This window comes from Leptospira fletcheri (assembly GCF_004769195.1).
Taxonomy (GTDB): Bacteria; Spirochaetota; Leptospiria; order Leptospirales; family Leptospiraceae; genus Leptospira_B; species Leptospira_B fletcheri.
Map to the genome: position 1 here is coordinate 283889 of NZ_RQET01000009.1, position 15832 is coordinate 299720.

Annotated in this window: 13 protein-coding genes; 7 read left to right on the forward strand and 6 right to left on the reverse strand. The window is 49.7% G+C overall.

The features are described 5' to 3' along the window. The first annotated feature begins 10 nt into the window (after positions 1-10). Genes EHO60_RS13475 through EHO60_RS13485 form a run of 3 tightly spaced genes read left to right on the forward strand, consistent with a single transcriptional unit; the run spans position 11 to position 2818 of the window. A complete protein-coding gene (locus EHO60_RS13475; protein WP_135768709.1) occupies positions 11-1156 on the forward strand; it encodes a lysophospholipid acyltransferase family protein in 1146 nt (381 codons plus the stop codon). A gap of 10 nt (positions 1157-1166) precedes the next feature. Next, positions 1167-2069, forward strand: a complete 903-nt coding sequence (locus EHO60_RS13480) for a DUF445 domain-containing protein (protein ID WP_135768710.1) — start codon at positions 1167-1169, stop codon at positions 2067-2069. Between the two features lie 5 nt (positions 2070-2074). Beyond that, positions 2075-2818, forward strand: coding sequence for a hypothetical protein (locus tag EHO60_RS13485; RefSeq protein ID WP_246028320.1), 744 nt, complete (start codon positions 2075-2077; stop codon positions 2816-2818). Between the two features lie 6 nt (positions 2819-2824). Here EHO60_RS13485 and EHO60_RS13490 read toward each other — a convergent pair whose 3' ends face one another. Next, positions 2825-3487 (reverse strand): LIC_20245 family lipoprotein, encoded by a 663-nt coding sequence (locus EHO60_RS13490; protein ID WP_135768712.1) that lies wholly within the window; start codon positions 3485-3487, stop codon positions 2825-2827. Beyond that, complete coding sequence (locus EHO60_RS13495) at positions 3484-5793, reverse strand: sensor histidine kinase (RefSeq protein WP_135768713.1); 2310 nt, start codon at positions 5791-5793, stop codon at positions 3484-3486. Before EHO60_RS13495 ends, EHO60_RS13490 begins: the two co-directional genes overlap by 4 nt. Before the next feature lie 147 nt (positions 5794-5940). Here EHO60_RS13495 and EHO60_RS13500 point away from each other — a divergent pair, with 147 nt between their 5' ends. After that, on the forward strand, positions 5941-6522 hold the full coding sequence (locus EHO60_RS13500) for a lytic transglycosylase domain-containing protein (RefSeq protein ID WP_135768714.1): 582 nt from the start codon (positions 5941-5943) through the stop codon (positions 6520-6522). 32 nt (positions 6523-6554) lie between these two features. Here EHO60_RS13500 and EHO60_RS13505 read toward each other — a convergent pair whose 3' ends face one another. Both EHO60_RS13505 and EHO60_RS13510 read right to left on the reverse strand, forming a co-directional pair. Then, positions 6555-6896: a Cys-rich protein gene (locus EHO60_RS13505; protein ID WP_135768715.1), complete on the reverse strand. Its 342-nt coding sequence runs from the start codon at positions 6894-6896 to the stop codon at positions 6555-6557. Continuing rightward, complete coding sequence (locus tag EHO60_RS13510; protein WP_135768716.1) at positions 6893-8656, reverse strand: ArnT family glycosyltransferase; 1764 nt, start codon at positions 8654-8656, stop codon at positions 6893-6895. The genes EHO60_RS13505 and EHO60_RS13510 overlap by 4 nt, the downstream gene beginning before the upstream one ends. A gap of 146 nt (positions 8657-8802) precedes the next feature. On the opposite strand from EHO60_RS13510, the gene EHO60_RS13515 reads away from it, so the two are divergent. After that, positions 8803-9489, forward strand: coding sequence for a TetR/AcrR family transcriptional regulator (locus tag EHO60_RS13515; protein ID WP_135768717.1), 687 nt, complete (start codon positions 8803-8805; stop codon positions 9487-9489). Between the two features lie 191 nt (positions 9490-9680). Beyond that, entirely contained in the window at positions 9681-9857 is a 177-nt protein-coding gene (locus tag EHO60_RS17155) for a hypothetical protein (protein ID WP_167880224.1), read from the forward strand. A 15-nt stretch (positions 9858-9872) separates the two neighbouring features. Here EHO60_RS17155 and EHO60_RS13520 read toward each other — a convergent pair whose 3' ends face one another. Together EHO60_RS13520 and EHO60_RS13525 are read right to left on the reverse strand one after the other, a co-directional pair. Beyond that, a complete protein-coding gene (locus EHO60_RS13520) occupies positions 9873-11675 on the reverse strand; it encodes a methyl-accepting chemotaxis protein (protein ID WP_135768718.1) in 1803 nt (600 codons plus the stop codon). 117 nt (positions 11676-11792) lie between these two features. After that, on the reverse strand, positions 11793-14501 hold the full coding sequence (locus EHO60_RS13525; RefSeq protein ID WP_135768719.1) for a hybrid sensor histidine kinase/response regulator: 2709 nt from the start codon (positions 14499-14501) through the stop codon (positions 11793-11795). A gap of 145 nt (positions 14502-14646) precedes the next feature. Between EHO60_RS13525 and EHO60_RS13530 the strand changes: the two genes are divergently transcribed. Continuing rightward, positions 14647-15825, forward strand: coding sequence for an MFS transporter (locus EHO60_RS13530; RefSeq protein WP_135768720.1), 1179 nt, complete (start codon positions 14647-14649; stop codon positions 15823-15825). Positions 15826-15832: the final 7 nt, after the last annotated feature.

Consider the following 15832-nt stretch of genomic DNA (forward strand, 5'->3'; position numbering starts at 1 on the left):
GGAAAATTTGATGAACTCCGTTTCCCAAGAAACCATCCCTATCAATCAAGTGCAGCCGGTCCGTACCACCAGATTTTACAATTGGCTGATCGACCTAGTATACAAGGTCCGCGGGGTCGCTTTCGACTCTTTCGAGGAATACTTTCCGGCGGGCAGCTCGGAAGAAAAACTGCACGCACCCTACCCCTCCGTGCTCATGGCGAACCACGTCTCGGAAGCGGATATACCGGCACTCGCCGCAGTATACCGTCACGTTTGGCCTAAGATCAAATTCGCGATTCCGGCCCGGGAGGATATGCTCGGAAAAGGGTTTTTAGTGAACGAACTGAGGCCTAAGGGAATCATGAAGCTGATCCTTAAGATGGTGGATGCGACCATGTTGATCCCTAAGTTCATGGATTATATCGGCTGCGTCCCGATCAAACGGCCGTTCCGGGATAACGCGAGAGAGCTCCTGAAAAAAGGGGAACTGAGGGACATGGTGGAACAGGAATGGAGTTTTCTTTCCGAAAAAATCGCTCAGGGACGCACGTTGTTCTTATTTCCGGAAGGAACGTTTAATCATGACGGTTATTTGAATCAGATCAAGAAAGGAATCTATTTCCTCCGGTCCAAGTTCAAAGGACTTCATTTCAATTCCTTTACTTTTACATACGATTATTTCTCGTCCAAAAAGGCCGAGCTCCATATCGGTTACGGAGATCTTTTCCCGATTCCGGAAGAGGCCGGCGCGGACGAGGTGGCCGGAATCGTCCGGGAAAAACTGGGCAAAGGATATGCGGTCACTACGGGGAATTTGGCCTCTTACCTGCTATTGAAGTGCGAAGGCAAGGCCAAGGAGAGCAAGGCTAAATTGCTCGGTGCGTTGAAGGCACTCGCGGAGACGATCCGGGCCAAACACCCGGAAATCTATATTTCCAGGAGATTCTTCGAGGACGGTTTGACCGCGGCTTTCGATTCCTTTCTTCATAAGTCCAAAGAAAAAGGATACCTGAAATTGGACGGGGAGTACGTCGTCTTTGACGAAAAACTATTCCATCCTCCTAAAGAAATCCATAATTTAAAGAAAAAGAATCTGATTCTTTATCATAGAAACCAGCTTACGTTCCACCTACCGAAATTGGAAGCGGCCTGGTCCGGTCTTCAAACCGTCTAAGGAAAATCGATTGGCATTCAAAATCGGTTTCTTTCGATCCAGAAAATCCAGGGTCTCGTCTTGGTTGACCGAACCCGGAAGGATGGAGCGGACTTTAGGGCGGAGTCTCTTTTTCCTTTTCGATTCCACTCTCGAGGAATTGTTGCCTGAGAACGTGCGGATCTCCCCTTCCGCTATCGGCCTTCTCCGGCTTCCCGAGGAAAAAATCAAGGTGTTGTCGGAAGAATTTCCGATCGAAAAAGCCCTTCCCCATTCTTCTCTGGACGATTTTCTGTCCGAAGAAAGCCGCGAAGCCTTGGTGGAACTGATCGCGGGCACGCAAGCCGCGCCTTCTAAAAACCTAATTTTAGGAATCCTGAATTTACCCGAGATACAGGACATCTTATCACAAGGACTCGAGAAGGTACTTACCGAATTCCACAAAAAGATCAACCCTCTTCACGGAGTCTTCCAAGCTGCGGGTTTGGAAAAACAGGTTTCCCAATTTCTTTCTTCGCTACTCCCCGCGTTTACGGAACGGATCGCCGATTTCGTTTCCTTGGGCGGCGGAGCGGAAGAGGTGCAATCCGCTCTTCGAAACACATTACGTCTGCTGTTCAAAACCGCGTTTACGGAAATGGGACGAGTGGACGGGGGCAAGATCGGTCCAAAAGCGGACCGACTCCGAAGAGCGTTGGCTTCCGATCCGAAGATACAAGCCTCTCTGGAAAATCTGTACGGTACCGGAAGGGATACCTTACTGAATCGATACCGTAAGGAAATTGTCCGGGAATTCCTGGGACTCTCCGCCACCGAGTTGGAGCTTTGGGTAAGTAAAGTTACTTCGGACGTCGCCCATAATCTGAGGGAAGTCCATAAAAAACGGGACCTTACTCCTTTGATCGAGGATATACTGGGAGACATCCTGAATTGAAAAAGGTGATTTCCACAATCCAAAACGCTTTGGAATACCTAGACAAGCTAGGTCCTCAAAAGTCGTTTCAATTGTTCCGAAATCTAGGATACGAGGCTCTGTTTTCCATCTCCGAAAAGGTGGATCACAAAAAGCTGTTATATCTGAGCCAGCATCTCACGGAAAAGGAAATCGTCTCGCTGATCCAATCCATTTCCGAGCCCACTCTGGTCCGATTGATCGGGGAATCCGATCCTGCAGATCTGGTCTTTTTCGTAAAACATCTAGGTTTATCGGAATTAACGGTACTTGCTCACGCCCTCCCTGCGGAAGACGTGAAACGGATCAACCAAGCGTTAGGTTCCAAGGCGATTGTGGAAATTCTTCAAGGCTTAGGGTCCCGGGAATCCTTGGACTATCTGAACTCGGTCGGCCTGGAAGCGTTTTTGGACTTGGCCAAATCCTTACCATCCAAGGATTTTATTCCGTTAGCGAAGGCCTTAAGCCCTGAAGAATGCGCCACTTGGGTCAAAAAACGAGGAGTGATCGAGATTCCGTTGCTCTTAAAGGAATTCGGCACTAAGAATGCGCTGCAGTTGTTGAAGAAGATCGGTTTTTCCAAGGTTCTTCCGTTATTGGAACTCTTCGGCCTGGAAGAACTCCTCGCATTGGCTACCCTACTTTCCGAAATGAAACTTCCGAGAGGCAAAAAGCCCCTTCAAAAAAAGAAACTCTCCTCCGGAAAGAAAAAAGGCAAAACCAGACGTTAGAGTTTCTTAAGGGTCCTCGAGATTCTTCTTCGCAGATAGGACCTCCGATCGATTCTTTTCGATATTCTCGATACGCTCCCGGACAATCTTGAGATATTCCGCATTCGGTTCCGTCGCGCTCGGTACGGATTTTTGAGCCGATTCCAAGCCGTATTTCAGAATCTCCAGCATATCGTCCGAGCGCTTTAACTTCTGGTCGAGATAAAAGCTCAAATCTTCCTTTAAGACTTCCCTTTTTTCCAACAAATCGCTCTGGATGGAATCATATCGAATCTCCTCTTCTCGACGTTTTGCAGTCTCTTCCTGCGACAGTCTTTTCGGTATCATGCGATTGTTCGGAAAACGAGCCGCCAAAGGTTTGAATCTTTCGTAAGATTGCTCGAGCAATTTCGCCCTTTCTTCCTCTTTCCGGTCGGATTCCGAGGAAGTTCCTTCCTTTGCAGTGGTATCGTCATGTTCGATTTCCTCCGTCGGTTCTGCGAAGCGCATGAAGTCGGAAGATCGATCGAAGAGAGAACCTTCTCCGGAAGACACGGTTCGTCGGGAAAGACCTCCTTGCAGGACGGAATCTTCCTTTTTGGCTTCGGCAGGAATCCAGAAAAAACCGAGATAGACGAGAGCCGGAACACAGAAAGCGATCAGAGTTAGAAAAAGAATACGTCGATTCATGCGATATGAAGCGGTAGGACGACTCGAAAGATGCTCCCACCTTTCAGATTGGGTTCCACAAAGACCTCTCCTCCGATCTTATTGATCAGCACCCTGCTTATGGATAAGCCCAGCCCCGTTCCTCCTACGGTCCGATTTCTTTGGTCCGGAACCCGGAAAAATCTTTCGAAGATCAATTCCTTGTACTTAGGATCGATTCCGACTCCGGTGTCGATGATGCGGAGTTCCGCTTTGCCGGGAGAGATCTTCTGCAAAGTGACTTCCACGTTTCCTTTTTCCGTATACTTGACTGCGTTGACGAATAGATTCGTGACGATCTGGGAAAATTCGAATCGGACCCCTCTAACGCGAAGTCCCTTCGAAAGATTCGTGACCACTTCCAATCCCTTTTCCACGGCGGGAGGGGAATTGATGTACAGCACTTCTTCGATCACCGTGGCCGGGTCGAAGATTTCGGCCATTTCTTCCGTGCTTTGGGCTTCTTTCTTTTCCAATTGCAAAAGGTTTTCTATCAGAAAGTTGAGCCTTCTGACATTCTTACGGATCACGTCCGCCATCTCTTTTTGCTCTTCATTCAGAGTGAGGACAGGGTCCGAAAGGAGAAGGTCGAAATAACCCTGAATATTCGTCATCGGAGACCTGAGTTCGTGGGAGATATTCGATATGAACTCGTGTTTGATCCGTTCGGATTCCAAAATCAGCGCATTGTCGCTTACCTGTATCTGATAAAATCGTTTCGTCTCGGCGCTAAACCCGGTAACGCTGAGACCGACTCTGAATTTGGTACCGTCCTTCAGGATCAGCTTTGTCTCGGGAATGAAGGTCATGTGCTGTTCCTTGCCTAGAGGTGTCTTGAATTCGCTCTGCTCCAATATATCGGGGAGGATTCTTGCCAGTCTGGTATTTCTGATTTCCGAAGCGAGATATCCGGAGATCTCGCGGAATTTCCGGTTGGCGTCCACGATCGTCCTCGTGTCGGCGTTGGCGATAATCATTGCGTCCGTGGCGAACTCGAACATATAACGATAACGCTCTTCCGTAGTCTGCCTTTTCAGGTCGCTGATATCTAGTCGAGTCTCGAGCAGATAGTTGTCTTCCGTGAGTCTCTTGTTTTTCTCCTCCATATCGCGCAATTCTTGATTCAAATAATCTAATACGGTATTCATCGCGGATCGTATGAACAGGTAAGGTCCGGTCGGTACGGAGGTGGTATCCAAGGAAAGTTCCCTTCTTCCCGAGAGTAAGCTTAGCGCCAAATCTTTCAGCTCGGTGACGATGTTCCTGACCGGGGATTTGGATAATTCCTTAGGATTCTGTCTCCGGAGCGGAGGAAGATTGGAGTAATAGTCCAGATGGAGTTCGGTTTTTTTGAACCGGAACGCGGACGGGAACTTCGGAAAAGGATCGTCGGCCACGCTGCGGGCAGCTTCGTCCAAAAGGTCGGCCGCCTTATCGTTCCTGGAAAAAGTTTTGCGGTAGATATCCACCACAAAGCGGACATCTTCCAAGGAAGGAGTTCCGGAAAGGATCTTACCCAGCTCGGGCATCGAACGAGTATAAAAGCCGTCCAATTCCGGCGGTTTCCACGGACAGGGACCCACCCAATCAGAAACGTAGGAATCCCCTTCGTACGCCACATGGTTCGCCAAATCCTCCGTGGCTTTCCGGATCGCACGGGACACGGAATTCGCTTCTTCCGGAAATTTGGAGGCAAACCTTCCCGTAAAAACCAACATGTTCGTAGGGAGATAGTACGGCGGGACCTCGTTTCCTACCGTGAGACAATATCCTTTTTCCCCTAAGAAAGGGATTTCCTGCAAGGACGCCGCGACCCCAAGACATTCCGCGCGTATGAATTCGTTCACCAACAGAGTCGGCCGAGTAACTATATAAGGGACCGGTTTCCGCCTATGGTAGTTTTCCGAGCGGAAGAATTCCTCGGCGATGAATCGATCCAGAGAGAGAGGGTGAAGTATAGGAAGAAAACTATGATAGGAATCCCGGATCGCTTCCGCTTCCATGTAGGACGCGGAGTAAAATCCATGGACAAGGGAGGAAAGGATCACTCCCCGATAAAACGTCCAACTCGGGGACGTCCTGCGTAATTGTTGGTCCAGCCAAGCGGTGAAAGGAACTTCCCCTCCCTCGGCCCTACCTTCCCGGAGATGGGCAAAGACCGCCTCGTAACTTTTCAGTACCCTGACTCGGACCTTTACCCCTTCCTCCTCAAAATATCCCCTGCTAAAAGCTAGAAAAACGGGAAAGGCCGTCAACCTCGGCGTAGTGACGATTTCGATTTCAATCACCGGCCTATCCTTCCATCTATTCTTCTTTTTTCAACAATCCCTTTTGTTCCGAACCACAAAAGACTCAAAAAAGGCTTCAGAAGTCCCCAAAATCCGCCGAGAGACATAATAAAGTAGCTCCCGACTGATCGTCCCATGGAGGTTCGAATGAAACTTACGGATTTAGCCGCCTTTCAAACCATTCTAGGTAGAATCGAGGAAATCAGATCCATTCCGGAAAAGTTCTCTCCCCGAGAGGCAACTTCTAAGCCCAAAGAGGAAAACAGGTCCGACGCGTCGGAACCTTTTTCGGAGCTGCTGGACCGCCAGAAAGAGGCAGCGTCTTCTCGAGAAAATCTGAAAGGGGATTGGGAGAATCTAGGGCTTTCCGGTTTTATCCGACAACAGGCCGAAATCAACGGGTTGGATCCGAACCTGGTAAAGTCCGTGATCCGCGCCGAATCCGGCTTTCAAACGGATGCGGTTTCCTCCAAGGGGGCGCAGGGACTCATGCAACTGATGCCTAGCACTGCGGAACTCCTAGGCGTGGAAGATCCTTTGGATCCCGCCGAAAATATCGCGGGAGGAACGAAATTTCTGGGGGACCTGGTGCGGAAATTCGGAAACACCGACCTTGCTTTAGCCGCATACAATGCGGGACCGGGAGCCGTGGAAAAATACAAAGGAATCCCTCCGTATAAGGAGACCAAGGATTACGTCAAGAAAGTGAATCGCTACTGGAAAGGCTGAATCCGAGTTTCAGCCGACGTCCCTCAAGATACTCAATAATATTTCTTCATCTCCTGAAAAAGACAGGAAGTGAGATGCGTGCAGGAATTCATCTTCTCGGGTACCAAGCACACCTGCATTTTATCGAAATGCTTTCTGCAACCTCTAAGGCAGGAATTTTCCATTTTGTAGAGTTGGTCTTCGGTGGCCAACGGTACGGCTTCCTTCGTACACTTTGTTAGAGAATCACAATATTCTAAACAGATTTCCTTTCCTTCCCATTCTCCCGTTCCGGAGGTTCCGGGGAGTTTCGCGTATTTTATCGCGATGAAAACCCCCACGACGGCGCCTAGAAGCAAAATAGGAAGATACCGAAACAATCTAGTGGAGATCATTTGACCTCCGAATTCTTAGATTCGCCGGTCGGCTCGTAAAGACGGACGAATTCCAAGCCGTGGCCCGGGCCGACGAACTCTTTCCAAGAAAGATCCCTCTTACGGATCGGCCAGGATTGCACCAATTTGTAATCCACTTTGGGCTCCCAGTTCGTAACGTAATCCAAGACCGCTCGTTGTCCATCCACGCAGTTCCTTTCCGAACCGGGGATGGAGTGGGCGATCTCCGCTCCGGCAAGCGCGTTCCTATAAGTAAGGGCCGTCCAAGGGTTCTCGGAAATCACGCAGACCTGTCGGGCATTCCACACGGATCCGCCCTCCGGAAGATCGGGCAGACTCAAGCTAGGAATCAAGGAAAATTGCACATACGCCATCAAGGAACCGGCTACGATCAGATTTCCCAGAGCGAAAACGGAAGGGATCTCCGCTTTTCGAAAGACTCCTAAAACGAGCGAAGTCAGAATTCCTACTAGGAACAATGCCAGAAGAAAATCGGGTACGAAGGAACCTTCCGTCAATTTCTGCGCGGTCGTTTTGACTAGGGCGAGAACCGTCCAGAATCCTAAAAGGAAGATCAGATTGTAGTACAGAGGTTTCTTCCAGGAGGAAGCGTTTGTCCGCGAAAAGAAAACACCCGCTCCTAAAAACGCCAAAGGAAGAATCGGCAACGCGTAATAGTAATCCTTCCGGTTCGGAGTCAGGTGGACGAGTAGAATAGCCACCGAGGCCCAGGCGAATGCCTTACCGTATACTTGCACGGCGTTCTTGGGCTTGGAAGCCAGAACCAGTCCATTCGCAAAAATCAGTAGAAAAGAAAAGGGAAGGCTGTACAAGAGCCAGCCTACTGGAAGGATCCATTCCTGCTGGTTGGCGGTCGCACTCGAATACTTGCCCAGATTTTCCGTTACGAAAAAGAAATTCAGGAAGGCTCTTCCCGCTTCGGAGAAAAGGAGAAGACTGAGTACCCATACGAAAGGGATCGCAAGGGAGGACGCGTGAAATAAAACATGATTCACAATTTCTTTCCAGATTCGTCTGCGTCCGGTCCATCCCCGAACCCCGTTCCTTACGAATATGCTAGTGCAGGAAAGGGAGGCCAGAACGATCCCGGAGTAGACCTGGAACACCGGACCCTTTACCAGAAAGGCCGATCCGGAGAGAAGTCCCGCCGCAAGTAACCAAATCCGTTTTCCGGAAACGCGGTATTTCAGGAATAAGGAGGTCGTGGCCGCGAGAAAGAAGACCAAAAAGCTCTCCATCATCACTAACCTGGAAAACTTAAAAGTACCGAGAGTGAAAAGAAAACTTCCCGAAATAAAGAAGGCGACGAAGGGTTTAGCCCTGGCCGTCCTCAACCCGAAATACAGAAAAAGGGAGGTCCCCAAAAAAAGGAGCAAAGAAGGGAATCTTTCGGCAAATATGCTGGTCCCCAATAGGGAGTCGGAAAGCATCCCCGACCAAAAAAGAGCGGGGGGTTTGTACAAATTCATTACCCCTTCGAACTTCGGAAACAAATAGGAAGACTCGGATAAGCTTTCGCGTATGGTCGCAATATGCATTTCTTCATCGCCTTGGGTCAGAATTTGGCTGCTGCCCAAACCGGGAAGTAACACTATAATTCCGATCAAAAGGAGAAGGGAGAGAAACGTTTTGTCCCCTACTTTCGACCAAAAGGAGAAGAACTCGTTTTTATGGGGAATGCGTTGCGTTTCGGGGAGTTCCTGCGAACTTTCCGAAAAATTGAGTCGGTTTTCCAACATGCGTCTCGTCTACTATGTAATTGATTACTTACATTTTACATTTTTTCTATCCCTGAAAGCGCGAGCAAGCGCGAAAACCAAATCGAAAATAAAAATCCGCTTGGCTGATTAGTCGTCGGTCGGGATACAATTCTCTGGAAGCGTTCATGGCAAAACCCGCGAAAAAGAAGACCAAAAAAAAGATCCGGAAAATTCCGGCTCCCTCCTCTCTCCGGTCGGATCCGAAAAAAAGGGATCGAATGGGGACGGAAAACGCTCTGATGAAAGCGGCGATTCAAGTTTTTGCCCAAAAAGGATACGATGCGGCGACGACCAAAGATATAGCCAGTTTGGCTGGAGCGAACGAAGCCTTGATCATGCGCTATTTCGGCGGGAAAAAAGGATTGCTGGAATCCATTCTCACTAGAGCGGAAGAGTTGGACGACGACGGGAATACTCTTTTACGTAAAAAAAACCTGCCTAAGGATTACACTCATTTGGACGAGGCCTTAGAGGATTCCATCAGCGCTCGCTGCGACGAATTTAGGAACTATTCCGACTTTATGAAGGTCGCAGTGAGTAGAATCATTCTGGATTCCGACGTAAGTAAGATCATACAGGCCAAGATCTACGAAAAAGCGATCCCGGAAATGGTGCAGGAACTCGAGAAATTCAAAAAGGCGGGAGAGATCGATTCCAAGGTGGATTTGAAATCCGTCGCGTTCGGCATCTCTTCCCTCACCTTCGCGTTGGGTTTTATGGCGCAGATCGTATACAAAGTCCCGGAAAACGAGATCAAAGCTACGATCCGGGAAATCGTCCGACTCATGAACAAAGGACTCAAGCCCGATTAAACGGGTTTTGTCTCATTCTATTCCGGAAAGCCTAATCCGTTGTCATTAGAACCTACAAGATTGTGTATTATCGTTTTATAATTTCTCTTTTTTTTCCAAAATCGGAAATTTATGCGGACTGATTTCGGATGTCGAAGTAAAATCCGACGTCTATTATTGAAACGTTCCTAGAAAGGTTCGCAGGCGGTCCCATGAGTATTCAAACAGAATCGAATTCACTTTCCTCCCAAATCGAACCGACCGGCGTGGATACGATGTACTTCGTTTCGAAGTGGGCTGCAGCCTGCCAAATCCTGGAGAGGGACAATTTTTACGACGCGGAATGTTTCGGGGAAATTTTGGAAAACGACTTCGATCGCTTCCAGTAATTTCCTCCGTCCCGATTACGTTTGAAAAAACGCGACGTCCCCTTTGAGTGCAGTGGATTGGGTCGCGAGTCTTTCCGCCAACGAATCTATTTCCTCGACCACACGATTCAGGAGTTCCGTCGTTTCCGAAATCGCCACGATCGTCTTGGAGAATTCCCCCGAAGTTTGGGCCTGTTCCTGGGTATGATTTCTGATTTCCTCCGCTGAACGGGTCAAATCCCCGAAGGCGGAACGGACTGCTGCGCTGGCGGAAAGTTGGTAGTCGGATAACTCCGCGACTTCCGAAACCCGGTTCAAGGTGGTGGTGACGGTATACCCTATTTTTTCGAATACGACCTGGGTGGATTCTATCACTTCTCTACCGCTCTGAGTCGCGCTCAATGCATCCTTAATGGCGGAACGGATCCTCTTGGCGTTTTCCTGGGTTTGTTCGCCCAACTTGGAGATTTCCTGCGCGACTACGGCAAACCCCTTCCCTGCTTCTCCAGCTCTCGCCGCCTCTATGGCCGCATTCAAGGAAAGTAGACCGATTCGATCGGTGATCTCATGGATCACATTCACAGTGCTTCCCATTCGAGTGGTGCTTTCCTCTATTTCCGCCATCGCGCGGGTCGTACCCTGTAAGGCATGAGTTCCCTTGGATGTTTCGGCCTTCATTCGATCGGCATCCGCTTTGGTTTCGGATAACGCAAGATGCACCTGCCGGATGCGGCCTTCCAATTCTGCCAAGGACTCCGTCGCTTTTTTGGCGATCTCCGCCTGACCGTCCGCACGAGCCGCCGTGGAAGTGATGGAAGCGGCGATTTCCTCCACTCCCGCACTCATCTGTTCCGTCGAGGCCGCTTGGTCCTGCATCTTTCGGGATAACTCCTTGGTGTTCTCCTCCAGTTTTTTGGAGCTCTCGGAAAGCCGGTCCGCTTCCCGTATGACGCTTTTTACGATGATGCGGAGACGCTTGATGAATTCGTTTAACGCTTTACCGCTACGTCCCAGCTCGTCCGTCGAAATCATCGGCAATTCGGAAACCAGATCCCCGTTGGACATGCCTCCGAAAATATTCACCATATTTCCCGAGTTTTTACGGATGCTGACCGCGAGAAGGTAGGACGCGACCGCCACGGTGACCAACATGAAGAATCCTGTGAGAAGGAGAGGAACGGTGATATTCCCCAATTTGACCCAACCCGCCGTTTCCTCGAACAGCAGATATCCGAAAATAATGACCGGCATCAGGGAGATCGCGACGATGGTGGCGAAGATCCTCGCGAAAATCGGAACCTTTCTGACGCTGGGTTCCCGGACCTGAATTCCGATGAGTTGGTCCGATTCCAGGACTTGGGATAAGATGGATTCCGTCATGAAGAAATGGGAAACTCCCAATATGGGATAGATGATTGCGGGAAGGAAAGCGAAAGGCAGGGATTCCAAAAAGGTGGGCCGAAAGAAGTAATGCATGTATTCCCAGGCCGAAAAAATTCCGTAACTCCATTGCACGACGTAAAATATCGTATTGTACAAAGGAAAATTCAGGAGTTTCTCTTTGACCGCCGATTTCCCGACAGCGTTCAATTTGGTCCATTGTTCCGTTTCCAGAGATCGGAAGACTCGTCCTAGATAGAGAAAACGCACAGTGGGAACCACGAAAGATGTGAATAGGGAAATCGCCGCACAGATGATCAATGCCAAAGATTTCCCGAAGTCGTAAGCCCCGGCCGCGATGATGAAGAGCACCGCCAAAGGCACGGCCAAAACGGAAGTCATCACTTCCATTCCGATCGTTATTTTCCACCGTACTTTCCAGGATTCCCTTTTATCCATGTCGTCTGTCCATTGCCCCTATTTCATTGTGCCTAAAGTTATAAGACGAACCGAATCGGATCCCGAATACTCGAGTCCGATTCCTTCGCCTCGGAATTTCTTTCCGTATCGGATCTTCTACGGCTCCGTTCGATCCAGAGCGCCCCTGATCTTCGCCAATATTTCGTTGGCCTTGTAAGGTTTTTGAAGTATGTCGTACACTCCCGCCTTTAGGAGTTCCACTTTGCGATCCGGTTCCAGAAACCCGCTGAAGAGGATGACTTGAAGCTTCGGATTGATTTTACGCAACTCGAAAAAGATCCGATCCCCCGACAACTCTGGAAGTCCGACGTCGGAAAGCACGAGAGAGATTTCCTTCCACTTTTCCGAATAGATTTCCAAGGCGGTTTTTCCGTCCTTTGCCACGAGAACCGTATATCCTTTTTCCTCCAAAAGAATCTTGATCGTTTCCCGAAGCATCTCCTCGTCTTCTACGATCAGTACGGTTTCGTTTCCTCCGATCGGATCCTCCGCTATTCCAAGTTCTCTCGCTTCTTCCTGCACTTCGCGGAGGCCGGCGGGCAGAAAGATCTGAAAAGTCGCTCCGGATTCCGGAGCGCTCTCGACTGAGATATGTCCTCCGTGCCGCTCCACGATTCCGTAGACCATGGCCAATCCCAGCCCGCTCCCCGCTCCGGATTGTTTGGTCGTAAAGAAAGGCTCGAAAATCCGATTCTGGGTTTCCTCATCCATTCCGATTCCCGTATCGGATACCAGGATTCTCACGTATTCCTCCGCTTCCGCCTTCGGGAACATGGTTCGGACGAGGTCTCCGGAAACCGCTCCGATATGGATCACCAGGTCTCCTCCTTCGGGCATCGCATCCCTACTGTTCAAGCAAAGGTTCAGGAGTACCTGTTGGATTTGCGTGCGATCGGCGATCACGGCAGGTAGGTTTGGATCGATTTTCGTCTCCACGGAAATCCATTTGGGAAACGTTTCCCGCATCAAGGGAAGGATCTCCTGTACGATCGTTTCGATTCGGATTGCCTGAAAGGACAGATCGGATTTGCGCGCGAAGGTCAGGAGCTGACGGACGAGTGCTGCCCCTCTGTCGACGGCTCTTCCGATCGTCTCGACGCTTCGGGTGATCCGTCCGGCATCCCCGGAATTTTTTTCCAATATGGATAAGTTGCCGAGAATGATTCCCAGGAGGTTATTAAAATCGTGGGCGAGTCCCCCCGCTAGAGTCCCCAGACTTTCCAGTTTTTGGGACTGGAATAGCTGTTGTTCCAGGTGTCTCCGTTGCGTGATATCGGTGGCGATCCCCGCCACCCCGATGGTCTTTCCTTCTCGGGACAAAGGACGTCCGGAAGTCTGCACCCAAATCTGCCTTCCGTCCTTGGTATTCATCCTGTATTCCGACAATTGCCTGCTTCCTGCGAGGGCCCTCTTAAAGGAACGGGAAGCGCTTTCCCGATCCTCTTCGAATACGAATTCCTCAAAGATCTTTCCGATCAATTCCTCCGGTTGGTATCCGATGACGGAACGAACTGCGGGACTGATGAACGTGATTCGACCTCGGGTGTCCAAGGAAAAGATAACGTCGTTGATGTTCTCCATCAACTCTTTGTACATTCTCTGGGATTCCCTTAGCGCGTTTTCGACCAGCTTTCTCTCCGTGATGACCACGCCGGAAGGGATGAGGTATTCCACCTTCCCTTTCTCGTCCAAAATCGGTTGTATGGAAAAATCCAAGGACATGAATTCCCAGTCCGAAATTCTGGACTGGATATCGTATCGGACGGATTTTCCGGAGGCGGCGGTATCGATCGCTTCCCTGAGTTTCCGTTGCACGTCCAGGGAATAAGACCAATAATAGGTCTCCTCGAATTTTTTGCCGACCACATCCTCAGGCTTTAATCCTGCGAGCGTTAACGCGGTTTGATTCGCCTCCACTACGGTTCCATCGGGTCGGACCAGCCCCACGAACATATAAGGGCCGAGACCGTCTATGATTCTGCGTAGGTGTCGTTCGCTTTTTTGGATCAACTCCTCTTGGTGCTTTATTTCGGTAAGGTCGCGGGCGACTCCCACGATCTTCGTAATCGCGCCGGCTTCGTCCCTGAGCGGGATCAGCACAGTATGAAAAGAACGTAATATAGAATCGAATTCCAAAACCTCGTCGTAACCGATGGGAACTTCCTCATCCACGCACTTCCGGTAATTCTCGGCGAGTTTAACCGCCACATCCGGAGGGACGAGTTCGTCGATGAACTTCCCCCTGACGTCCTCGATTTTCATTCCGGTCGCTTTTTCTTCCGCAGGATTGAAGTCCAAAATCCGAAAGCGGTTTTCCGGGAAGACTTCCAGGAGAAACATACAGTCGGAAGTCTTTTCGAATATTTCCCTGTATCTGTATTCGCTTTCGCGAAGGGCGGCCTCTTGTCTTTTCTTTTCGGTGATGTTCTGAGTCATCACCATTCCGAACATCACCGCACCATCCTCTCCAAAAATCGGAATATGATGAACTTTGAATATATTGTTACGGAACGGTACTTCGGCCTCCACGGATTCCCCTATTAAAACGGCCCGATAATAGGGTTCTATGATATCGCAGGTTTCCTTAGGAAACACTTCCCAGATGGTTTTGCCGGTCATTTCCTCGGAAGATAACCCGACCTCCGCAAGGCCGGCGCCGTCGATGAGGTGATAACGCAGGTCTTCGTCAAAGATGGCGATCGCTCCGTTGGGGAAATTCTTCGCCAGAGTCTTGTACAAGAACTCGGTCCCCTTTAGAGAATCAGTCTCGGTTGGATCCTTGCCTTTCTCTTTCTCGTCCATCATAAATAGCAGCCTTTCAACAGGGCACCTACTCTAAAAACCGCTTTCCTTTCTTCCATACTCTTTCGTACTGGTGGGTTTCCGTCGAATCGGTTTTTCGTATTTTCGAAAGGTTCTCCGAAAGTCGGTAATCATTACGAGTGTTCGCATGAAAGTCATCACCAAATCGATTTGGATCCTATCTTTAGTTAGCTTATTTACGGATGTGGCAAGCGAAATGCTCTATCCCATCCTACCTTTGTATCTGAAAAGTATCGGTTTTTCCGTCCTTCTCATCGGCTTCCTGGAAGGAGTTGCGGAGGCGGTGTCGGGGCTTAGCAAAGGATATTTTGGAAAACTTTCCGACACAAATGCCAAAAGGGTGCCTTTTGTGCAATGGGGATACCTATTCAGCGCCTTATCTAAACCCATGATGGGGATTTTTTCGAATCCGGCTTGGGTCTTTTCCGCAAGGACCCTCGACCGGTTCGGAAAGGGTCTCCGAACAGGCGCACGGGACGCGTTGTTATCCGAAGAGGCGACTCCAGAGACTAAGGGGGCGGTTTTCGGTTTTCATCGGTCCATGGACACTTTAGGCGCGGTGATCGGACCTTTTTTGGCGCTTTGCTTTTTGCACTTTTATCCGGAACGTTATGTTCTTCTTTTTTATATCGCACTCTTTCCCGGACTTGCGGCAGTGATCGCGTCCCGATTCTTAAAGGAGAAGGAGAAACCTCCTTCCCCGCAAAAGGCGGACTTCTTCGGTTTTGTGGGATACTGGAAAAAAAGTCCGATCGCTTATCGCAGATTGGCTGCGGGTTTATTGGTTTTCGGAGTGATCAACAGTTCGGACGTTTTTTTACTCATGTTTGCGAAGAGCAGAGGGCTGGAAGATACCGAAGTGATCTGGATGTACATTCTCTATAACCTGACCTACGCGCTTGCTTCTTTTCCGGTAGGAATCCTTTCCGACCGATTCGGGTTAAAACGAGTCTTGGCGACGGGTTTGTTTCTTTTCAGCGGGGTCTACTTCGGTATGGCGTTTGCGACGAACAGGGAAACGTTTTATGCATTATTTATTCTTTATGGATTCTATTCGGCGACTACGGAAGGGATCTCTAAGGCGCTGATCACGAATATCACCGATCCTAGCGACGCAGCGACGGCCATCGGAAGCTTTGCGGGGTGGAACAGTATCGCCTCGCTTCTCGCCAGTTCCATAGCGGGTGTCGTTTGGTTTTCCTTAGGTCCGAAGACTCTCTTCCTTTCTTCCGCAGGGGTTTGCCTGGCAGTAGTCGTTTACTTATCCGTCTTGAAGCTGGAACGAAAGGAGGCGGTTCTTCGATAAGAGCCAG